At 66.7% G+C, this 21356-nt stretch carries 19 protein-coding genes and 4 pseudogenes; 9 read left to right on the top strand and 14 right to left on the bottom strand.

All coding sequences use genetic code 11. The annotated features are described in order from the left end of the window. Window positions 1–69: 69 nt before the first annotated feature. Complete coding sequence (locus IPK20_19370; GenBank protein MBK8018653.1) at window positions 70–927, top strand: hypothetical protein; 858 nt, start codon at window positions 70–72, stop codon at window positions 925–927. Between the two features lie 53 nt (window positions 928–980). On the opposite strand, the gene arsC is transcribed toward IPK20_19370, so the two are convergent. Continuing rightward, the gene (arsC, locus tag IPK20_19365) at window positions 981–1337 is read right to left on the bottom strand and encodes an arsenate reductase (glutaredoxin) (GenBank protein MBK8018652.1); all 357 of its coding nucleotides are present in this window, start codon (window positions 1335–1337) and stop codon (window positions 981–983) included. 29 nt (window positions 1338–1366) lie between these two features. Further along, the gene (gene greB, locus IPK20_19360; GenBank protein MBK8018651.1) at window positions 1367–1924 is read right to left on the bottom strand and encodes a transcription elongation factor GreB; all 558 of its coding nucleotides are present in this window, start codon (window positions 1922–1924) and stop codon (window positions 1367–1369) included. A gap of 87 nt (window positions 1925–2011) precedes the next feature. Between greB and IPK20_19355 the strand changes: the two are divergent. Further along, window positions 2012–2538: pseudogene (locus IPK20_19355) on the top strand (peroxiredoxin). Window positions 2539–2685: 147 nt separating this feature from the next. Here the strand turns inward: IPK20_19355 and IPK20_19350 are convergent. The 7 genes and pseudogenes from IPK20_19350 to IPK20_19320 all read right to left on the bottom strand — a co-directional run bounded on the left by IPK20_19350 (window position 2686) and on the right by IPK20_19320 (window position 7780). Continuing rightward, window positions 2686–3135, bottom strand: coding sequence for a hypothetical protein (locus tag IPK20_19350; GenBank protein MBK8018650.1), 450 nt, complete (start codon window positions 3133–3135; stop codon window positions 2686–2688). Further along, window positions 3132–3605, bottom strand: coding sequence for a hypothetical protein (locus IPK20_19345; GenBank protein MBK8018649.1), 474 nt, complete (start codon window positions 3603–3605; stop codon window positions 3132–3134). The genes IPK20_19350 and IPK20_19345 overlap by 4 nt, the downstream gene beginning before the upstream one ends. A 108-nt stretch (window positions 3606–3713) precedes the next feature. Beyond that, on the bottom strand, window positions 3714–4085 hold the full coding sequence (locus tag IPK20_19340) for a TfoX/Sxy family protein (GenBank protein ID MBK8018648.1): 372 nt from the start codon (window positions 4083–4085) through the stop codon (window positions 3714–3716). A gap of 4 nt (window positions 4086–4089) precedes the next feature. Next, the gene (locus tag IPK20_19335; GenBank protein ID MBK8018647.1) at window positions 4090–4878 is read right to left on the bottom strand and encodes an alpha/beta hydrolase; all 789 of its coding nucleotides are present in this window, start codon (window positions 4876–4878) and stop codon (window positions 4090–4092) included. 46 nt (window positions 4879–4924) lie between these two features. Continuing rightward, window positions 4925–6216: pseudogene (locus IPK20_19330) on the bottom strand (O-acetylhomoserine aminocarboxypropyltransferase). 126 nt (window positions 6217–6342) lie between these two features. Then, a pseudogene (locus IPK20_19325) lies at window positions 6343–7433 on the bottom strand (DSD1 family PLP-dependent enzyme). Between the two features lie 32 nt (window positions 7434–7465). Then, the gene (locus IPK20_19320) at window positions 7466–7780 is read right to left on the bottom strand and encodes a hypothetical protein (protein ID MBK8018646.1); all 315 of its coding nucleotides are present in this window, start codon (window positions 7778–7780) and stop codon (window positions 7466–7468) included. 231 nt (window positions 7781–8011) lie between these two features. Here IPK20_19320 and IPK20_19315 point away from each other — a divergent pair, with 231 nt between their 5' ends. The 3 genes from IPK20_19315 (at window position 8012) to IPK20_19305 (ending at window position 12009) form a co-directional block, all read left to right on the top strand. Continuing rightward, window positions 8012–9589: a hypothetical protein gene (locus tag IPK20_19315; GenBank protein ID MBK8018645.1), complete on the top strand. Its 1578-nt coding sequence runs from the start codon at window positions 8012–8014 to the stop codon at window positions 9587–9589. After that, window positions 9583–10242, top strand: coding sequence for a tetratricopeptide repeat protein (locus tag IPK20_19310; protein ID MBK8018644.1), 660 nt, complete (start codon window positions 9583–9585; stop codon window positions 10240–10242). The genes IPK20_19315 and IPK20_19310 overlap by 7 nt, the downstream gene beginning before the upstream one ends. Window positions 10243–10425: 183 nt before the next feature. Next, the gene (locus tag IPK20_19305) at window positions 10426–12009 is read left to right on the top strand and encodes an AMP-binding protein (protein MBK8018643.1); all 1584 of its coding nucleotides are present in this window, start codon (window positions 10426–10428) and stop codon (window positions 12007–12009) included. Window positions 12010–12069: 60 nt separating this feature from the next. On the opposite strand, the gene IPK20_19300 is transcribed toward IPK20_19305, so the two are convergent. Then, on the bottom strand, window positions 12070–14547 hold the full coding sequence (locus IPK20_19300) for a PEP-CTERM sorting domain-containing protein (protein MBK8018642.1): 2478 nt from the start codon (window positions 14545–14547) through the stop codon (window positions 12070–12072). Window positions 14548–14844: 297 nt separating this feature from the next. On the opposite strand from IPK20_19300, the gene IPK20_19295 reads away from it, so the two are divergent. From IPK20_19295 to IPK20_19280, 4 genes and pseudogenes are all read left to right on the top strand, one after another. Beyond that, on the top strand, window positions 14845–15255 hold the full coding sequence (locus IPK20_19295; protein ID MBK8018641.1) for a group III truncated hemoglobin: 411 nt from the start codon (window positions 14845–14847) through the stop codon (window positions 15253–15255). Between the two features lie 38 nt (window positions 15256–15293). Continuing rightward, a pseudogene (locus tag IPK20_19290) lies at window positions 15294–15583 on the top strand (ACT domain-containing protein). Between the two features lie 2 nt (window positions 15584–15585). Then, window positions 15586–16950 carry a PFL family protein gene (locus tag IPK20_19285; protein MBK8018640.1) on the top strand — a complete coding sequence of 455 codons (1365 nt, stop codon included), beginning with the start codon at window positions 15586–15588 and terminating at the stop codon, window positions 16948–16950. A 17-nt stretch (window positions 16951–16967) separates the two neighbouring features. Continuing rightward, window positions 16968–18428 carry an alginate export family protein gene (locus IPK20_19280; GenBank protein MBK8018639.1) on the top strand — a complete coding sequence of 487 codons (1461 nt, stop codon included), beginning with the start codon at window positions 16968–16970 and terminating at the stop codon, window positions 18426–18428. A 7-nt stretch (window positions 18429–18435) separates the two neighbouring features. On the opposite strand, the gene IPK20_19275 is transcribed toward IPK20_19280, so the two are convergent. The 4 genes from IPK20_19275 to IPK20_19260 all read right to left on the bottom strand — a co-directional run bounded on the left by IPK20_19275 (window position 18436) and on the right by IPK20_19260 (window position 21028). Then, on the bottom strand, window positions 18436–18843 hold the full coding sequence (locus tag IPK20_19275) for a CoA transferase (GenBank protein ID MBK8018638.1): 408 nt from the start codon (window positions 18841–18843) through the stop codon (window positions 18436–18438). Then, window positions 18783–19658: a CoA transferase gene (locus tag IPK20_19270; protein MBK8018637.1), complete on the bottom strand. Its 876-nt coding sequence runs from the start codon at window positions 19656–19658 to the stop codon at window positions 18783–18785. Before IPK20_19270 ends, IPK20_19275 begins: the two co-directional genes overlap by 61 nt. A 46-nt stretch (window positions 19659–19704) precedes the next feature. Beyond that, complete coding sequence (locus tag IPK20_19265; GenBank protein MBK8018636.1) at window positions 19705–20421, bottom strand: enoyl-CoA hydratase; 717 nt, start codon at window positions 20419–20421, stop codon at window positions 19705–19707. A 262-nt stretch (window positions 20422–20683) separates the two neighbouring features. Further along, a complete protein-coding gene (locus tag IPK20_19260) occupies window positions 20684–21028 on the bottom strand; it encodes a hypothetical protein (protein MBK8018635.1) in 345 nt (114 codons plus the stop codon). Window positions 21029–21356: the final 328 nt, after the last annotated feature.

The following is a 21356-nucleotide window of genomic DNA, read 5'->3' as shown; positions in this document are numbered from 1 at the left end:
TCACCGAGCGCGAACGTATCCGGCCTCGCGGAGCCGGCTGCCTGCCGGGCCACTCGAGGGGATCGACGCATGAGACAAATCAGTTCAGTTCTTCCCGGGATCGCCGCGCTGGCGTTCAGCATCTTTTCCGGGGTGACGCTCCTGCTCGCGGGTGCCGTCGCCGAAGCGGGCCCGACACCGCTTGCGCCGGTGACGATCTTTCCCACGCCCAATCTGGGTATCACGCCGGATACGCCCGTGGACGCGGTCACCGGGAAGCCCCTCGCCGCATTCGGGGCGGGCGGCGGCACGGCCCCGGGCAGGGCCCCCGGGGCGACGTTCCACGGTTCATTCGACCTCCTGGACTTCGGTCTGTACTGGAAAGACTGGGGCATCACGAGCGGCGCGACCGGTGCGACCACGAACGGTCAGTATCTACTCCTGGCCGGTGCGGGGTACGCGCAACCGACGCTGGCGCTCGCCGACATGTCGGTCGGACTTTCCGGCTTCGCCGTCGCTGCGGACGGCTTCGCGGGTGGAGAGTACGTTTCCCTCGCCGCGTTCTGGACCAATGCCCACATGAGTGCTCCTGCATTCTCCACGTGGATGCTGCCGCTGTCCGCGGTCAGTTCCATCGGGCCCGTGATAGAGCCGATCAGGCAGAACGCCTATCCCTACGCAATCCCGGCGGCCGTCTTCGGACCCGGGATCACGGGAATCGTCGGTCTCTACGTGAGTTTCAACATGGGCCCCAACCAGCGCTTCGGCGGAGACCCACTGGTCATGAAGACGAGCGAACCGATCGTTCCCTTCCCTCCCGTCATCGACTCGCCCCCATTGCCCTCGATTCCCGAACCACGCGAACTCCCGCTCCTGGCCGTGGCCGCTGCGGCCGGCTGGATCGCATTCCGGCGGGGGGGCAGGGACGGCGGTCGGACCCTGCGCTGAGGCGAGCCCTCCGCGCCGGTGGAAGAGGAAGACGGCGCGGCGGATCTGGCGGACTACGTCCCGAGCAGTTCCAGTACCCGTTCCGGCGGCCGGCCCACGACCGCCCGCTCTCCCGCCACGGCGATCGGCCGCTCGATGAGAATCGGGTGCTCCGCCATGGCGTCGATCCACTGGGCGTCGGTGAGCGTCCTGCCCGCGTAGCTTTCCTTGAATACCGCTTCGCCGGTACGAACGAGCTGCTCCGCGGGAATGCCCAGCTTGCGGACGAGTGCGGCGATCTCGCTCCGATCGGGGGGTGTCCTCAGATACTCCACGATACGGGGTGAAAGGCCGCGCTCTTCGAGCAGTGCGAGTGCGCTGCGGCTCTTGCTGCAGCGCGGGTTGTGGTACAGGGTGATCGCTTCGGTCATGCCGGATTCTCCTCGGAGCGTCGTTCCGTTCAGTCGATGGCCCTGTACTCGACGGCGACGATCTCGAGCGTTTCGTCTCCGCCCGGTGTGCGGATCACCACCGTGTCGCCTTCTCTGACTTTCAGCAGCTGGCGGGCGAGGGGCGAGATCCAGCTGATCCGCCCGCGTGCCACATCCGCCTCGTCGATGCCCACGATGGAGTAAGTCTTCTCCTCGCCGGTCTGATCGGCGACCGTGACGGTGGCGCCGAAGAACACCTGATCGGTGGGTTCCCGGGTGGCGGGATCCACCACTTCCGCATTGTCCAGCCGGCGAGTGAGGAACCGGATGCGCCGGTCGATCTCGCGCAGTCGCCGCTTGCCATAGATGTAGTCGGCGTTCTCAGAACGGTCGCCGTTCGACGCGGCCCATTGGACGACCTTGACCAGTTCCGGGCGTTCCTCGTCCAGGAGGTGCAGCGCCTCGTCCTTGAGCCTCTTGTAGCCGGCGGGCGTGATGTAGTTCTTGGTGCCGGCGGGCAGCGGCGACGCCTCTTCGACGTCGTCGTCTTCCTCCTGCTCCGTTTCCTTCGTGAAAGCCTTGTTCATGCGGTCGGGCAACTCCGGTGCAACGCTTCATTCTAAGCGCTGGCAGTAGAATCGGAACGTTCATCCCCGACGACTGGAGACACCATCATGACGATAAAGGTTGGCGACCGGCTGCCCGCCGGAACCCTGTGGGAGTTCATCGACGAAGAGACCGAAGGCTGCAGCCTCGGCCCGAACAGCTTCGATGTCGAGAAGATCGCGGCCGGCAAGCGAGTCGCGCTGTTCGGTCTGCCCGGTGCCTACACGCCCACGTGCTCGGCGAAGCACGTCCGGGCTTCGTGCAACTCGCCGACGACCTGCGCGCCAAAGGCATCGACGAGATCTGGTGCCTGTCGGTCAACGACGCTTTCGTGATGGGCGCCTGGGGCCGCGAGCAGGGAGCGAAAGGAAAGGTGCGCATGTTCGGCGACGGTTCTGCGACCTACACGCGGGCGCTGGGCCTGGAACTGGATCTCGTCGCCCGTGGCATGGGCGTGCGGATGCAGCGATTCTCCGCCATCGTGGTGGATGGCGTCGTGAAGTCGCTCAACGTCGAACAGCCGGGCAAGTTCGAAGTGAGCGACGCGCAGACGCTGCTCAAGCAGGCCGAGAGCGTGATTCAGTACCTGCCCTGAGAACAGGTGAAACGCGGGCCTCCGCCCGCGTTTCACCCGCGTGGTGGGTGCGCCGCTCACGGCAGTGCGCCTGCGGGATCCGCGGGGCGCCGCTGCGGAGTGTGCGTGTCCGGTGTGACGCCGCGACGCTGTCTCCCGCAAGTCCGTTCAGGGGCGAAAGATCCGGAACGGGGTGCTCCAGCGGAATCGCGTATCCGGCGCGAGCCACGCCAGTCCCGTGATCTCGGCTCCACTGCGATAGCCGTTCGCTTCCCCGCTCAGGAGGTCCTCGCGGAAAGCGCTTTCCGAGGGCCATCTCTCCACGAACTGCCGAAGGCGGACAGCCAGTTCGGAATCCGGGTCGAGGTCCCCGGCGAGTTCGGCGAGCGAGTCGCGGTCCGCAGCCAGCCGGTGTGCCGCCCGGTCGACCAGACGTCGTCTTTCCCCGGCGCCGATACGGCTCGAGACGAGGGCATCGCGGGCGGCGGTGCCGATCTCCGTCATCTCCCACAGGACCGCGCCCACTCGTTCGGCCGGCGACCTCGCGAGGTGCCGCCAAACCAGCGCGGCCGCAAGCAGCAGGACCGCCCCCGCCAACCAGAGGAGCGCGCGCTTCACCGGCCCGAGCCTTTGTCGCGGGATTCCGGGCGACTTCCGGAAGGCTTCCCATCGCGTTCTCGCGCCCGTGCTTCGCGTTCCCGCCATGCCTGCTCTTCCTCCGGCGAAAGCCAGCGTCCCCTCACGCGCCTCTCCCAATGATGGCCATCCCGGGTGCGCCACGTCCCGGACGTTGCGCAGCATCCGCCCGCGCCGAGGGCGGTGCGGCCCAGATCCACCGTGATGTAGTCGGCGTCCGCCGAGACTTCTTCCCGGCTGCAGACGGAGAACATGGGATAGAAATCGGTGGTCACCACCTTCTCGCGCTTGTCACCCCCGTCCACGATGAAGACTTCGCAGTCGTCGAGCACGAGCCGGATGGGTTTTTCGTGCACCCTGAACTCGAAGCTGCGGCCGGATGCCGGGCGGTCATCCTTTGGGGTGTCGGGCGAGCAGCCGCTCAGCATGCCGAGCCAGAGGACAGCTCCCATCCAGGCGAACACCTTACCGGCAGTCGAAGGAGCGCTGCCTCCAGGAGTTCGACGAGCGGACCAGAGGGCCAAGGGCAATCCTGCGCGGTGGGGATGGAAAAGAGCGTCTCAGCGGCGCTTTCCCGCGCGCCTCGCGGACGATTTCGTCGCGGCAGCCCGCAGCGCAGCGCCCACCGCTTCTCTCGCCCATTCCACCATCGCCTCGCGATCGTCGATCACGTCCCCGGGAACCTCCCAATAGGACATCACGGTTTCCCGGCCTTCGTACGGCTGGAACGGCCGCGAGCCTGCGGCCTCGTACCGGGGCCGGCTCAACGCGTCCACCTTGAACCAGAGCGTGTCGTACGCGACGATGGCCATGAAGACCTCGTTCGCGTAGATCCCCCAGCCGCCGAACATCTTCCGGGCTCGCATCGGCCCCAGCGGGCCGAGCAAGTCCAGCACGTGCTCGACGAAGGCGTCGCGGGCGGCCCCTTTCACGTCGTCACAGGAATCCGCGCAGCGCGTCCAGCAACTCTTCCGGCTTCTCGGACATGATCGCGTGGCCGCTGCCGGCGATCTCCACGGTGCGGGAGTTCTTGAGGGCCGCCGCGATCTCCCTCGCTGCCCGTGGAGGCGTCATGATGTCCTTGCGCCCCATGACCAGCAACGCGGGGCACTCCAGCGCCGAGGCGGCCTTCACGCCGTTCGCGTAGTCGTTGCAGGCGGCGAAGTCCGCGTGCATCACTCCGGGCTTCTGCCGCTGCATCAACCGCAGATTCTCCCCCATCACCCAGAAGCCCGGCCCTGGATTGCTGGGGTAGTGGGCGTAGGCCGAGTGCGACCAGATGTTCACCATGTCCTGCGCCAGGGGTTCGTCGTCGCGCGTGGCGGTGAGCAGTTCGTCCGAGACCTTCATCGGGAAAGCGGTGCCCACCAGCGCCACTTTCGCGACGCGGGCAGGGTGGCGGGATGCGCACTCCAGGGCGATGAGCGATCCCATGCTGTGACCCACGAGTGCCGCCTTCTGCACGCCGGCCGCATCGAGCAGCGCGGCGATCCAGTCGGCCATCGCTTCCACGCTCTCGAGGGCAGGTCCCTGCGAGCGTCCGTGTCCTGGCAGGTCGACGGCGAGCACTCCGTGACCGTGATGCGCGAGATAGCGCGTCTGCAGCACCCAGACGCAGTGGTCGTGCTCGGCGCCGTGGATGAACACGACGGCGGGCAGCGAGGGATCGAAGGTCTTGCCGCCGGTGTAGGCGTAGGCGGCCGTGTTGTTGACGGTCAGTTGCACGGGATTCCTCTGCGATGGCGGTGAGCGGCGGGGCTGGCGGTCGGGGTCACTTCTGCGACACGCGCAGGGCGCCACCCAAGTCGTCGATCAGATCCTGCGGGTCCTCGAGACCCACGGACAGACGGATGGTCCCCGGGCCGATGCCGGCCGCGAGCAGCGCGGCGTCGTCCATGCGGAAATGCGTCGTGCTGGCGGGATGGATGACCAGGGACTTCGCATCGCCCACGTTGGCCAGATGCGAGAAGACCTTGAGCGATTCGATGAACTTGCGTCCCGCCGGCCGTCCACCCTTGATGGCGAACGTGAACACGGCCCCGCACCCCCGGGGCAGGAGCGTCTTCGCCAGCGCGTGGTCCGGGTGCGAAGCAAGCTCCGGATAGCTCACCGATTCCACGGCGGCATGGCCCGAGAGGAACTCGACGATCCTGCGTGTATTCGCGATGTGCCGGTCCATCCGCACGGACAGCGTCTCGATGCCTTGCAGGATCTGGAAGGCGACCATGGGTGCCATGCAGGCGCCGAAGTCCCTGAGGACCTTCGCGCCGCGCCCGCAGCAGGAAGGCTGCCACGGTGGATTCCTCGGTGAAGTCCATGCCGTGGAAACCGTCGTACGGTTCCGTCAGTTCCGGGAATCGTCCCGAAGCCTCCCAGTCGAACCCGCCGCTGTCCACCAGCAGGCCGCCGATCGCGATGCCGTGCCCGCCCAGGAACTTAGTGGCGGAGTGATAGACGAGATCCGCCCCGAGTTCGAACGGACGCATGAGATAGGGCGTGGTGAAGGTCGAATCCACCAGCAGCGGCAGCTTTTCCGCATGGGCGATCTGCGCCACTTCCGGCACGTTCAGCACGTCCAGACCGGGATTGCCCAGCGTCTCGGCGTACAGCAGCCGGGTGTTCGGCCGGATGGAACTGCGCCATGCATCGAGGTCGCGCGGATCGATGAACGTGGTCTCGATGCCGAACCGGCGCAGCGTGTAGTGCAGCAGGTTGTGCGAGCCGCCGTAGAGGGACCGGCTAGCCACGATGTGCGATCCGGCGCCGGCGATCGTGGCGACCGCAAGATGCAGGGCCGCCTGTCCGCTGGCTGTCGCGATGGCGCCGATCCCCCCTCGAGCGCGGCGATCCGTTCCTCAGTACGGCATTCGTCGGATTGGAGATGCGCGAGTAGACATGCCCGGCGCGTTCCATGTTGAACAGCGACGCGGCATGGTCCGTGTCGCGGAACACGTAGGACGTCGTCTGGTAGATGGGCGTGGCGCGGGCGCCGGTGGTCGGGTCGGGCTGCTGGCCGGCATGCAGGCTCAACGTGTCGAAACCCAGGTAGCGGGGGGCGGGCATTGCGGAATCCTCTGTGGGTATGCGGCCGGCCGGTCGAACCGGCATGGTCGGCCGCGGCGGACCGATTGTGCCTCTCGCGCGGCGGGCTGGAAACGCGGCCCGGCGGCCGGCCCGCCGTGCGAAGGGTCAGTAGAACGCGCCGCGGGCGCTGACGGGCCAGATGTCCTCGACGCGGCCTGCGCGCAGACACACGAGCCAGTCGTAGAGGTTCACGGTCGGGTCGCAGTGGCCGGGTATCAGCCGGATCTTCGTGCCCAGCGGCACATCCGTGCCCGGCGGCAACTCGATCACGCCATGTTCGTCGGACGCGCGCAGGTACTTCGCGCCCTCCACGTCCGCGACGAGCGGCATGCCGGAATCCACCGAGTGGGCCTTCAGCCCCACGTCCACCACCGCCCGCGTCGGCGTGGGACGGCTCATGACCGTGGCCAGTATGAACAGACTCTGGCGGAAGGTGTGGACGGGTCGCCCGTCGGATTCGAGATTTCGCCCGTAGTCGGCGTCCATGAAGACGTAGGAGCCTGGCTGGATCTCGTTGTACAGGCCGCTGCCCGCCTCCAGCGGATACGTGCCCGTTCCCGCGCCCGTGATGGTGGCGGGTTCCAGGCCTCGCTTTCGCATGGCCGCGACCGACTCCTGCACCAAGGCCAATGCGCGCGCGATCGCCGTCTCGCGTTCCCCCGGCGTCCTCAGGTGCTGCGCGCCACCCTGATAGGCGTGAATGCCGCCGAACCGCAGCCGGGTCTGGGCAGCGATGAGCGATGCCAGTTCCGCCGCCGGTTCACCGGGCGCCACTCCGCAGCGCGACGCCCCCACGTCCACTTCCACCAGTACTTCCAGGGTCGATCCTTCCGCGACCGCGGCGGCCTCGAGCGCCCGCACGTTGTCGGGATGATCGGCCAGCACGAGCACCTGGGCGCGTCGGGCGAGCCGCGCGAGCCGGCGCAGCTTGCTCTCGCCCACCACCTCGTTGCTCACCATGACGTTGGTCACGCCTCCGTCCACCAGCGCCTCTGCCTCGCTCACCTTCTGGCAGCACACCCCGACGGCACCCCGGGCCATCTGCGCCAGCGCGATGCGCGCGCACTTGTGGCTTTTCGCATGGGGGCGCACCTTCACCCTCCGGCCCTGCAGCGTCTGGTCGAGGTTTCGAGGTTCGCCTCGAACGCGTCCAGATCCAGCAGCAGGGCGGGCGTGTCGATCTCCGCCTGGGACATGCCTGCAGCGGCGGGCGGGGGCAGCACGGCGCTCACTTGGACCGGCCCGTCTCGCAATCGGTCTTCATCACGGCGCCCGCGGACTGCACGCCGAGGTTCCGACCAAGATTGCTGTAGAGCACGCCCACCACGTCGGCGAGCGTCTGCTTCTCCACGGGGTCGCCGTAGGCGCGCTGATCGAGCGCCGCCAGAGCGTCTTCCTTGGAACGCCCCGCTTTCTTGGCGGCCATGGTGTCCCGGGAGAACTGCGCGATGTCGTCGCAGGTCATCGTGCCGAGCGGGTAGTTGCCGGCCGACGCCGGGACGGTGAGGCCCAGCAGGGCGAGGGCGAGGGACAGTCGGATCATGGTGTGCGGCGCCTGCGGAAAAGGCAGGCAGTGTAGTCCCATCGAACCCTCCTCAGCCACTGCACGAAAGGCCGGATCCGTCGCAAGAACTCATCATCCGTTTGCGGTTCCAACCGGCGTCCGGGAGTTAGAATGCCCGCTGCCTGCCGCGTTGCGTTCTAGAGCCTGTGCGGCGGCACCGATCGATCCGCCTGCGGCCGGACACTTCCTTACCTCGAGGCCGAGTCCTCCTTGAACATCGCTTCACTCGACCAGTACGGTCCGCCGGTTTCCGCCGGCCTTGGACGGGATCTTCTGTCCAACCTCGCCAGCGCATTGCGAGCCTTCGTCCTGCGGCCTCCCCGGCCGGGAGGGTGGCGCCCATTCCCGGAGCAGCTGTTCGCCATCGCCGTCCTGGACATCGCGCTCGGCTTCCTTGCCGCCGTGATCGAGGCCGGCGGAGAAGGGCAGTTCCACTGGGCCGGACTGCCGCGGGCACTGTTTCCCGTGTCGCTCGCCTTGCTGGCGGGCTGGCTCGTCGCACGTCGTTCCCCGCAGCCGCGCCTGGCGCTTTCCATCGCCGTCGCCATCCTGTCCCTGACGGTGTGGATGGATCTTGCGGTCGACCTCGTCTACCTGGCGCGCGAGTCGGACTGGATCGATCGTTCGGAGGAGTCGGTCGATGTGGAAAGCCTGCTGTTCTGGGGGTGGGCAGTGGCTGCCGTGGTGGCCGTGCTGCGCCTGTCGAGTTCTCCGCGTGGTCTTCTCCGTCTTGCCGATACCGCCTGGGTCGCCGTCGCGCTCATCCTTCCTCTGTGGTGGGTGCCTTATGTTCCCTTGTGGAACCCGCCCGACCCCGACGAAACCGCCGACACCTACGCGGCCAGCCAGGAGGACGTGATCTACGGCCAGGTACGTCTGCTCCACAATGCGGCGATCCGGCTGTCGCCGCAACGGCCCGGCGTGGAGGATCTCTACTTCGTCGGTGCCGCCGGCTATGCTCAGGAAGACGTGTTCCTCAATGAAGCGAGCCTGGCCGCGGAACTGGTCCGTTCCCGCTTCGACGCCGAAGGCCGCACGGTCCTGCTGTCCAACAACCCGAAGACGGTCCGCACCCTGCCGCTGGCGAGCGCCACGAGCCTCGCCCATACGCTCAAGGCGGTGGCCCACACCATGAACCGGGAAGAGGACATCCTGTTCCTCTTCCTCACCACTCACGGCAGCGAGGATCACACGCTGGCCATGGAAGCCTGGCCCCTGCAGCTGAGCGGCATCACGCCGCCGATGCTGGGCAAGATGCTGGATGACGCGGGTTTCCGCTGGCGCGTCGTCGTACTGTCCGCCTGCTATGCGGGAGGATTCGTCGAGACGCTCAAGAACGATCGCACGCTGATCATGACCGCCGCCGACTCGAAGCATCCGTCGTTCGGGTGCGGTGCGGACTCCCGGCTCACCTATTTCGGCAAGGCGTTCTTCGACGAGGCGCTGCGCGAGACGTTCTCGTTCCCGGAAGCTTTCGAGAAGGCCCGGGCGAACATCGCAGCGCGCGAAGTCCGGGAAAAGTTCGAGGCATTCAGATCCGGAGATCTTCGTCGCGGCGGAAATAAGGGGCAAGCTCGACCGTCTCGCGCGGCGGATGGAAGCGCGCGCGCCCCACCGCTGGCGCGAGGCCCGCTGCCGCCCACCGGCGATCGAGGGTGCGGCCGGTTGCGGCCAACCGGGGGTCGGGGCAAACTGATTTCGATGTTCGCTGTCCCATGCTGCACGGTGCCGGGTGCGTCTGCCCGCGTGCCGACGCCCACTTCCCGCCGCAGAGGCCCGACATGCTGACTGCCCCACGCCACATCTTCCGCCTGCTCTCCCTCGCGATCTGTCTTGTCCTGATCGCGAACGCTCCGGCCTGGAGCGCGGGGACCGTGACGCGCGAGGAAGCGCTCCGGAAGATCGGCAGCACGCAGATGGAGCAGCGCCGGCAGGGCTACGGCTGGCTGGCGGACGTGGGGACGATGGAGGATACGCCGCTGCTCCTGTCCGCCCTCACCGACGACGAGGACCTCATCCGGGGTGTCGCCGAGCAGTCCCTCTGGGGCATCTGGATGCGCGCCAACGATTCCGTGGCCGATCCGCTTTTCCAGGTCGCGCTGGATCTCATGAATCAGAACAAGCTGCAGGAGTCCGAGGAGCATTTCGACCGGCTGCTGCAACTCAAGCCCGAGTTCGCGGAAGGCTGGCATCGGCGCGGCCAGACCAAGGTGCTCGCAGACCGGTGGGCCGATGCCGCCGCGGATTTCGCGCGTGCGCTCGAGTTGAATCCCTACCACTTCGGCGCGCTGGAAGGCCTCGGCCACTGCAGCATGCATCTGGGCCGCAACGTCGAAGCCTTGCAGTATTTCCAGAAGGCCCTCGAACTGAATCCTCATCTCGAGGCCGTGCAGGAAGCGCTGCGCCGCGCTTCCCGGGCGGCAGACCGCGAACGTACCTGATGGCCGCGCCGGCCATGCGTTCGGAGTAAGCTCCGCCCCGGAAGCCGCCGGCGTCCGGCGGCCCCGCCGTGAACGCCGAATAACAAGGGAGGGGAAGCCTTGAGTTCCAGACCCTGGTTGGTGAACTACCCGCAAGGAGCTCCGCACGATCTCGGACCGCTGGAATTCGGGCACATCGGGCAGATGGTGTCCGCCGCGGCGCGCAAGTACGGAGCCAGGACCGCGTTCGAGAATTTCGGCAAGGGGTTGACGTTCGAGGACCTGGAACATCGTTCCCGCGAGTTCGCCGCGTATCTGCAGTCGGGACTCGGACTGGCAAAGGGCGATCGCGTCGCGGTGATGATGCCCAATCTGCTCAACTACCCCATCGCGCTCTTCGGCATCCTGCGCGCCGGTCTGGTGGTGGTGAGCGTGAATCCGCTCTACACCGCGCGCGAACTGGAGCATCAGCTCAAGGATTCGGGCGCCAAGGCCATCGTCATCTTCGAAGGCGCCGCGCACACCCTGCAGCAGATCGCCTCGCGCGTACCCGTCAAGCACGTGATCGTGTCCGCGGTTGGCGATCTGCTGGGTTTTCCCAAGGGGTTCATCATCAATCTCGTGCTGCGGCACGTGAAGAAGATGGTTCCCGCGTGGAACCTGCCCGGGGCCGTCCGTTTTCCGGACGCCCTGACCAAGGGGGCGGCGATGCGGCTCAAGGAACCGGAGATCGGCCCCGACGATCTTGCGTTTCTCCAGTACACCGGCGGCACCACCGGCGTGTCGAAGGGCGCGATGCTGCGCCATCGCAACGTGCTTTCGAACTGCCTGCAGATCAAGGCGTACATGGGCCCCGCCTTTCGCGAAGGGGAGGAAGTCGCGATCGCGGCGCTGCCCTTCTATCACATCCTCGCGCTTGTGCTGAACTGCATGCTGGGTCTCTACCGGGGCGACCGGCAGATCCTCATCACCAACCCGCGCGACATTCCGCGGTTCGTCCAGACGCTCGCGGACAGCCGGTTCACCTTCATGGTCGGGGTGAACACGCTGTACACGGCGCTGCTCAATCATCCGGACTTCGCCAGGATCGATTTCTCGGCGATGAAGATGTGCGGCGGGGGTGGCGCGCCGCTGCAGCTCGCGGTGGCAAGACGGTGGAAACAGGTCACGGGGCGGACGCTGATCGAGGGCTACGGACTCACCGAAACCTCGGGAGCCGTTTCGATCAACACCCCCACGATCGAGGAACACACCGGAACCACGGGATTTCCCCTGCCCAGCACCGAGGTGGAGATCCGCGACGACCAGGGACACGCGTTGCCGCAGGGCGACGTGGGGCAGGTGTGCGTGCGAGGGCCGCAGGTGATGGCCGGCTACTGGCAACGCCCGGACGAGACGGCCAAGGTGATGACCGCGGACGGCTTCTTCTCCACCGGCGACATGGGGACCATCACGCCGGAAGGCTATCTGCGCATTGTCGACCGCCTGAAGGACATGATCCTCGTGTCCGGCTTCAACGTGTACCCGAACGAGATCGAGGACGTGCTGGCCGGGCATCCCGGCATCGCGGAAGCTGCCGTGGTGGGCGTGCCGGACGAGCAGTCCGGCGAGGCCGTGAAGGCCTTCGTCGTGCGCAAGGATGCTTCGCTCACGGCCGAGTCGGTGATCGCCTTCTGCAAGGAGAACATGACCGGGTACAAGGTGCCGCGGCACATCGAGTTCCGCGACACGTTGCCGAAGAGTCCGGTCGGAAAGATCCTGCGCAGGGAATTGCGGGACACCAAGTGATCGAACGGCCTGCCGTGTGGCCGTTCGAACAGTGCGCGAACAAGAGAGCGCTTGTCGCGCTCAGGCAGTGCGGCGGCGGCGAAGGGAGCAGCCGAGAACAGCCAGTCCGCCGGCCATGAGCGCCACGGTGCCGGGTTCCGGCACGGCCGTGACCTCCAGGGTGACCTTGTCCTCGCCGTAGATCACGTCGAAGTCCACGCCGTTCCCCCAGCCGAGGACCGTCGGGTCCCCGAGGAAGGTCGAACCGCCCAGGCGGCTGGCGAAGGTCATCACGATGAAGCTGTCACCGACCGTGGGCATGAATCCGCCGGCACGGCGCACGGCCAGCGTTCCCCCGAGCGTGGCATTGCCGGTGACCGCCAGCACGTCGTGGTCGTCCGTTCCGCCGACCTCGATCTCGATGATCCCGCCCGCGGCCTCGACGAGGTTGCTCTCCAGGGTGAGCGTGCCCACGCCGTCCCCCGGCTTCAACGTTCCGCTGTTGGTCAGGGTGTTGGTCTTCACGATTCCGTCACCGGTGATGACGCCGGGGTTGTCGAAGTTGTTGGGCAACTGGAAGGTGCCCGCCAGGACTTCGACGACGCCGTGGTTCACGAACGCGACATTCGTGCCGAAGAGCGTGACGCCGTCTCCGCTCTTGCGCAATGTTCCGCTGTTGATGAAGGTGGAACCACTGCTGCCTGCGTAAGCGAAGTCGGCGTCGGTCTGCACGTCCCAGAGGCCCTCGTTGGTGACCAGAGAAGACAGAAAGCCTGCCCTGTTCCCGGTGGACCAGCGGACGGTTCCCTTGTTCGTGAAGGATGCGCTGGAGAAATTCTTGTTGCTGTCTCCGAGGGCAATCAACACCTGGCCGGGCGCGACCTGCCAGTTGCCGGAGAACGCACCCCCCGTCCACCGGACCGTCCCGTTGAGGACGGCATCGCTTCCCTGGAAGCTGCCGGCTGCCAGCACCAGGTTCTCCGAGGTGAATGCGCCGGCGAAGGCCGCGTTGGAGACGATGGAGGACGACCCGGCGCCAGTGAAGCGGGTGCCTGCCTGGAACTGGCTGTCGTGGTTGGCGAAGGAAAGCGTACCCACCTGCACGTCGATGACACCGGTGGCTGTGTTGACGAAGGCAACGTTGGTCTTGAATTCCGCCACCCCCGCGCCACCGCTCTTGCGCAGTGTCCCGCTGTTGACGAAAGTGGAACTGCTGCTGCCGGCGTAGGCGAAGTCCGCGTCGGCCTTCAGATCCCAGAGCCCTTCGTTCGTGACCAGGGATGACAGGAATCCCGCTCTTGCCTCGGTGGACCAGTTGACGGTCCCCGTGTTCGTGAAGGAGGCGCTGGAGAAGTTCTTGGTGGTGTTGCCCGAGGCGTTCAACACCTGGTCCGGGGCGATCCGCCAGTTGCCCGAGAACGTCCCGCCGGTCCAGTCGACCGTGCCGTGGGCGACTGCGTTGCCGCCCTGGTACGTGCCGCCTGCGAGAACGAGATTCGCGGATTCGAAGTTCCCGTTGAATTGGGCGTTGTGGCTGACACGCACCGTGCCACCCCCCATGAACTGCGTGCCGTTCTCGAACGTGGCATTGGCGCCGGCGAAGTCGAGAGTGCCCGTTTGCGCGTCGACGACGCCGCCTGCATTCAAGAACGCGACATTGGCGCTGGTGAAGGCCGAAATGCCGTCGGCACCCGACTTGCGAAGGACTCCCTTGTTGATGACCGTGGACCCGGATCCGCCGGCGTAGTCGAAGTCGGCGTTCTGTCGAAGATCGAGCAGCCCCTCGTTGGTCAGCACGGAGCTGACGAAACCCATGCGGCCGGTGGTGTCCCAGGCGAGTGTCCCGGCATTGACGAAGTTCGCGCTCTCGAAGTTCTTGCTGCCGCCCGCTTCCACCGAAACCGTCTGGTTCGCGGCAACGCTCCACGCACCGGTGAACTGTCCGCCAGTCCAGACCGTGGTGCCGTTGAGCACGGCGCCGCCGCCGGAGAAGTTGCCGGCCGACAGCAGGAGGTTCTGCGACTGGATCGTGCCGGAGAACGAGGCGGAGGACGCCACGTTGACCACGCCTGCACCCTGAATACCGAGCCGTCCTGGAACGAGGCATTGCTTCCCCAGGAAAGCGATCGTACCGGTCTGCGCATCGACGATGCCCGTGTTCACGAAGGCGATGCTGGCGGACGCCACGGACGTCGTGCCCGTCCCGGCGCTCTTGCGGAAGACTCCGCTGTTGATGAATGTCGACCCGGACCCTCCTGAATACGCCAGGCCGTGATCGGCCTTCGAGTCCCATGTTCCCGCGTTGGTGACCAGCGACGACACGAACCCCACGTCGTCGGCATTCCAGTTGACCGTGGAGTTGTTCGTGAAACTGGTGCTGGAGAAGGTCTTGGCGCCGCCGGCCTCGATCGCCAGCGTGTCAGGCACATCGAGCGTACCTGGCGCCACCAGCGGGCCGAAGCTGCCGGTCACCCAGACATACTCGGTAGCGCCGGCGACGGCGGAGAACGCGGCCGGGATGGCCAGGGCAAGCACGGAACGTCGGAAGGAAGCGGGCATGGCGGGTCTCCGGAGTCGTCGATCCGGGGTTCCGGCCGCGAGGCAGCGGAGGTCTTCCCGGGATCGTTCTTGGAAGGGCTTGCGGGCGGGTCGAGCCCATCCCCATGCCGCTCATTGGACGTCATGCAGATCCGGACATCGTTGACAGTTGTCAACGTTCCCTCATCGGCCCGACGGCCTCGCTTCGTTCCTGGCCTGTCCGGGCATTGGCCGCGAAAGCTACACTTGCATGCGCGGCCGTCTCTCCCGGTACGGTCGGGACATGCCGCGCACGAAACGGAACCTGGCAAGGAATCAATGATCCACCCCACTGCAGCGCAGGAAGCCGCCATCGAGTCGATGGTGCGTTCCTTCTACGAACGCGGCCTGGCCGACGCAGTCCTCGCACCGATCTTCTTCGATGCCATCCACGACTGGGAGGGACACATCCGGCTCGTCTCGGACTTCTGGTCGAATTCGATCTATGGAACCGGTCGCTACAAGGGCAATGCGTTCGCTCCGCACATGAAGCTCAAGTTCGGCGTCGAGGCCTTCGAACACTGGCTTGCTGCGTTCGAAGGCGCCGCCAACGAACATCTCGATACAGAAGCCGCCGGCAGGGCGATCCGCGTCGCCCGCCACATGGCACAGAGCTACAGGACCGGCCTCTTTCCGTTCACGGACGCCGAGGGCAAGCCTTCGCGCGTTCCCGTCCGGAAGCCGTCCTGACCCACACACGACCGCCCGCGACCCACGAAGGCACCCGCATGAATGCAACGCAACGCTCCAATCGAGTCATCGTCACCGTCATCGGCCAGGACCGCGTCGGCATCATCGCCGGTGTCGCCACGATTCTCGCCGATGCCAGCGCCAACATCCTCGACATCTCCCAGAGCATCATGGAGGAGTTCTTCGTGATGATCATGATGGCGGACCTGGAGAACGCCACCGTTCCTTCGAGGAACTGAAGCAGCGGCTGGCCGCCAAGGGCGCCGAGATGGGGCTGCGCATCGACGCGCAGCATGAGGACGTCTTCAAGTACATGCACCGGGTCTGACGATGCAGCGCTTCTCGCCGCAGGAGATCGTCGAGACGATCCGCATGGTCCAGATGGAGAATCTGGACATCCGCACCATCACCCTGGGCATCAGCCTGCGCGACTGCGCCGGTGGAAGCGTGGACGACCTCGCGCGCAAGGCCTACGACAAGATCTGCCGCAAGGGCCAGGGCCTCGTTGCCGCAGGCGAGGCGATCGCGCACGAGTACGGCATACCCATCATCAACAAGCGCATATCGGTCACCCCGGTGGCCATCGTGGCCGAGAGCACGGGCACGGAAGGATACGTGCACATCGCCCGGGCGCTGGATCGTGCCGCAGCGGAAGTCGGCGTCAACTTCATCGGCGGGTATTCGGCTCTGGTGGAGAAGGGGGCCACACCGGGGGACGTCGCGCTCATCGACTCCATCGGCGAGGCGCTCGCGGAGACGCAGCGCGTGTGTGCGTCCGTGAACATCGGCAGCACGCGGGCCGGCATCAACATGGACGCCGTCGCGCGCATGGGCGAGGTGATCCGCGAATGCGCGCAACGCACCGCGGATCGCGACGGCATCGGTGCCGCCAAACTCGTCGTGTTCTGCAACGCGGTGGAAGACAACCCGTTCATGGCCGGCGCATTTCACGGCGTGGGCGAGCCCGACTGCGTGATCAACGTGGGCGTGAGCGGTCCCGGCGTCGTGCTGCGGGCGGTCGAAGCCGCGCCCGGTGCGGATCTCGGGACCGTGGCCTCCATCGTCAAGCGCACGGCCTTCAAGGTCACGCGCATGGGAGAGCTGGCGGGACGCGCCGCGTCCGAGAAGCTCGGCGTGCCTTTCGGGATCGTCGATCTTTCGCTGGCACCGACGCCGGCGGTGGGGGACAGCGTGGCGCGGATTCTCGAAGCCATGGGACTGTCGCGCATCGGAGCGCATGGATCCACGGCGGCGCTGGCTCTGCTCAACGACGCCGTGAAGAAGGGGGGCGCCATGGCCTCCAGCCATGTGGGCGGCCTGAGCGGAGCCTTCATACCGGTGTCGGAAGACATCGGTATGATCGAGGCGGCGCAGGCCGGCTCCCTCACCATGGACAAGCTGGAGGCGATGACGGCCGTGTGCTCGGTGGGACTGGACATGATCGCCGTCCCGGGCTACACGCCGGCGGCGACGCTGTCCGCCATCATCGCGGACGAGGCCGCCATCGGGATGATCAACCGCAAGACCACGGCCGTCCGGCTCATTCCCGCCCCGGGCAAGAAGGTCGGGGACCGCGTCGAGTTCGGCGGGCTGCTCGGCTACGCCCCGGTGATGGCCGTCAGCCGGGAAAGCAGCATCGCCTTCGTCGCACGCGGCGGACGCATTCCTGCGCCGCTGCAGGCGCTGAACAACTGACGGCAGGGCGATTCGACGTGGTGCAGACGTGGAGCGCAGCGTGCCGGGCCAGGACAGGGCGGGTTCCGAACGGCTGGGGCCTTCGCGCCGCGGCCATCGGCCTGTCGCTGTCCGGCTGCGCGTTTGCCGAGGCGGCAGAAGTCGAGCCCGAACCGTGCCCGCGCACGCAGTTCCTCAACCTGCGTTACGACGAGGATTGGCGGTTTCTCGCCGATCCCCGCTGCCGCCGCGATGCCTGGGACCCCATCAAGCACATCGATCTGGCCGGCGGACGCAGTGCCTCGCTCGGCGGCGAGGCGCGCATCCGCTACGAGCGATTCGACAATCCCGGCTGGGGCGCGGATCCGGAAGACCTGAGCGGTTATCTGCTGCAGCGCTATCTCCTGCATGGCGAATTGCGGCTGTCGCCGCGTGTCCGGTTGTTCGGCCAGCTCGAGTCGTCCCGCGAGAACGGCCGCGTCAACGGCCCGCGCGAAACCGATGAGGACCGCCTCGACCTGAACCAGTTCTTCGCCGACTGGACGCCCGTGCAGGAAGGCAACGACCGGATGACCCTGCGCTTGGGCCGGCAGGAGGTCGAGATCGGTTCGTCCCAGTTCACGTCCGCGCGCAACGGCCTCAACGACCGGCTGAGCTTCGACGGCATTCGCGCATTCGGAGAAGTGAAGGGCTGGCGCTTCCACGCCATGACCACACGCGTGGTGCAGACGCGCCGCGGTGTATTCGACGATTCGCCCGACCGCCAGGACACGCTGTCCGGCTTCTTCATCGCGCGCAGTCACGATCTCCTGCCCGGCGGCGATTCCAATGCGGTCTTCTACGTCAATCGCCGCACCGACGCCACGACGCGCTACCAGGACGGCTCGCTGCGCGAGGAGCGGATGTCCATCGGCACGCGCTGGTGGGGACGCAGCGAGCATTGGGACTACAACTACGAGTTCGGTGTCCAGCGCGGCGATTTCGGCCCGGGAAGCCTCCGCGCGTGGTACCTGTCGACGGACACCGGTTACCGGCTCGACCACGTGTCGCGGCCCCGACTGGGTCTGCGCTTCAACGTGGGCAGCGGCGACCGGAAGCTGGGCGACGGCGAGTTGAATACCTTCAGCCCCATGTTCGCCGCGACCGCGTATTCGGGACTCGCAGGACTCGTGGGACCCTCCAACAGCATCGGTGCCGCGCCGTCCGTGAGCTTCGAGGTGGACGAGTCCAAGGTGCTCTCCTTCGGCATGATCGGCTTCTGGCGCCAGAGCGCCGAGGACGGCGTGTACAACATCTTCACGGAGGTGCAGCGGCGCGCGGCAGGCAGCCGCGCCCGCCACGTGGGCAACCAGTACACGGTGCAGTTCGTGTGGCAGTTCACCCCGCACGTGTCGTGGCTCACGACGATCTCGTACTTCACCGCCGGCAAGTTCCTGCGCGAGACGCCGCCCGGCGAGAACGTGACCTACTTCACCACCTGGTGGGCGTACCGGTTCTGAGACCGCATCAGGGCATGTGCGCCACGCCGTCCGCCAGCAACCTGTCCACCCGTTCCGGCTTGTAGCCCAGCACCTGGGAGAGCACCTCTTGGGTGTGTTCCCCCACGCGGTAGGGCGCCGGGCCGGCGGGCACCACGGGCTGGCCATCGAGGTGAAATGGCGTGGCCGTGACCTTGACCTTGCCGTGCACCGGATGATCCACCTCCGGAAACGCATGGCGCTGCGCGAGATGCGGGTGGTTCACCACCTCTTCGGGCGACAGCATGGGCACGGCGGGAATGCGCGCACCGGTGAGCGCGCCTACGGCGGATTCGGCGCTGTCGAAGCCCTCGAGCCACGTCCGGATCTCCGCCATCAAGGCCGGCCAGTGGGCGCGGCGTGCGGCGGCGGTAGCGAACCGATCGTCCGTTTCCAGGTCCGGTCTTTCCCATCGCCGCCACGAGCCGCGACCACAGGTGCGGGGCGCCGACGGTCTGCATGGCGATGTTCCTGTCGGGGAATTCGTGGACGATCATGCCGCGGCGCGGTACGCGTTCCACCGGACCACCGTTCAACAGGGCGCCGTAGGTGATGTCGTCGGCCGCGATCAGGCATTCGAGCATCGACATCGATGAACGCACCTTTCGCCCGTGCGGGCCGCGCGAACAGGGCGGCGCAGATCGCGCCGAACGCATGCGCACCGGCGAGCACGTCCGCGGCCTGCAGGTACGACACCCGCGGATGCGGATCGCCGCAGCGGTCGAGGTCCATCATTCCGGAAATGGCGTTGATGAGATGCGCGTACGCCTGCATGGAGCGCAGCGGGCCGGTCTGCCCGAATCCCGAGATCGAGCAGCAGATGAGCGACGGCTTGATCTCGTGCAGCGCCGCCGCGTCGATACCGTATCGCGCCATCACGCCCGGCGAGAAGTTCTCCACCACGACATCCGAACGCTGCACCAGATCGAGAATCACGGCGCGCGAGTCGGGATGAGCGAGGTCGAGCGCGATGCTGCGCTTGCCCGCGTTGAGCCGAACGTAGTAGGTGCTCTGGTCGGTCCGTCCGGGATCCAGTTGCAGGACGGTGTAGCGGATCTCGTCCCCTTCGCCGGGCCGCTCGATCTTGATCACGTCCGCGCCCAGATCGGCCAGCAACCGCGTGCAGTACGGACCGGACAGCACGCGCGTGAAGTCGAGAACGGTGACGCCCTTCAGCAGAGGGTCGCGGACCGTGTTCGAGATGGAATCCATGGGGGTCATCCGGATCGTGAAGCAGGGAACGGTTGCGTGAACCGGATCAGAACTTCGAGAAGTCCGCCGGCCGCTTCTCCAGAAATGCGGAGAACGCTTCCTTTGCCTCGGGAGACTGGAGCCGCTTGCGGAACTCGTGGCTTTCGTCGCTCATCCGTTCGGCCACGGCGGCGGCCCACGTGCGTTTCATGAAGGCCTTGGTGAGGCGCACGGATTCCGGCGGCAGCGCGGCGAGCGCCTTCGCGGCGTCCATCGCGTACTCCAGCAGATCGGCTTCCGGCACGACTTCGGTCACGATGCCGGCCGAGAGCGCCTTTTCCGTGTTGAAGGGTCTGGCCAGGAGCCGCAGTTCGGCGGCGCGCTGGTAGCCTGCGGCGAGCGGCAGCAGCAGACTCGAGGCGGCTTCCGGAACCACACCGAGCGACGTGAAAGGCAGTTGGAAGCGCGTGGCCGGGGTGGCGTACACGAAGTCGCAGTGAAGCAGCATGGTGGTTCCGATGCCCACGGCCGGCCCGCCCACGGCGGCGACGATCGGCTTGGGGTGCGTGGAGATGGCCTGCAGGAACTGCCACACCGGAGACGAGTCGTCGTGCGGCGATTGCAGCAGGAAGTCGCTGAGATCGTTGCCCGCGGAAAAGCAGGTGGGCGTGCCGTGGATGAGCACGGCTCGCGTGGCCCGGTCGTTCTCCGCCGATCGGAGTCCGTCCGCCAGCGCCTGGTACATCTCGGCAGTGAGCGCGTTCTTCTTGTCCGTGCGGGCCATCTCGATGCGGCAGATGCGGTTCGCGGTTTCGGTGCGATGAGGTCGGTCATGGCGTGGTCCTGGGTGAGACGATTCAGACTTTGTAGGGGCGGGCACGAGGAACTCCCAGGAGAGACCTCGGCGGTCCGGTCGAACGTGACCTCGATGAGCGAGGTGCTGCGGCCCAGCGATCTTTCCAGTGCGGTGCGCAGGCCCGCGGGTGTCGATACTCTTTCACCTGGCACACTATAGCTCTCCGCGAGCTTCACGAAGTCGGGGTTGGTCAATTCCGGGAGCGATCAGCCGGCCGTCGAACAGCTGCTTCTGGTCGCGCCACATTGCCGTACGCAGCGTTGTTGAAGAGCACGATGGCGACGTCGAGGTGGTAGGTGGCGGCTGTCGCGAGATCCTGCAGTCCGAACTGGAAGCCGCCGTCGCCTGTGATCGAAACCACGGCCTTGTCGGATGAGCGGCCTTCACCCCCAAGCGCCGTCGGAAAACCGAAGCCCAGGGTGCCTTGCGGTCCGCACGTGACGAACGTGCGCGGCTCGTAGACGGGAAAGCCGTAATAGGAGGCAAAGCCGGCCTGGCAGATCTCCTCGACGAAGAAGCCGTCGCGAGGCAGCACGTCGCGAATGGCGGCGAGGTATTCGATGTGCGGCTGGATCTTCTGCGTGTCACGGGTGACGGCGTCCTTGAGGTCGACGAACTCGTTCTGCGAGAGGGCCGCGAAACGCCTGCGCGGCGTAGTGCGGCGGCGAGTTGTCCGGCGCCGTCCGCGGCGTCGCCGAGGATCGTCACGTCGGGGGACAGCCGGGCCGTCTGGGTCGGATCGATGTCAATGAGGATGGTCTTGCGCGGCGTTGCCGCCTTCGGCCAGCGGAACCACGCGAGCTCCATGCGGGACCCGATCCCGATGACCACGTCGGTCTGCTCCCAGCGGCGATGCCCGGCCG

The sequence above is a fragment of the Betaproteobacteria bacterium genome (genome assembly GCA_016713305.1).
In the GTDB taxonomy this organism is placed as follows: Bacteria; Pseudomonadota; Gammaproteobacteria; order Burkholderiales.
Note: the sequence above shows the minus strand (reverse complement) of the source record. Positions and strands in the feature narration are given on the sequence as shown.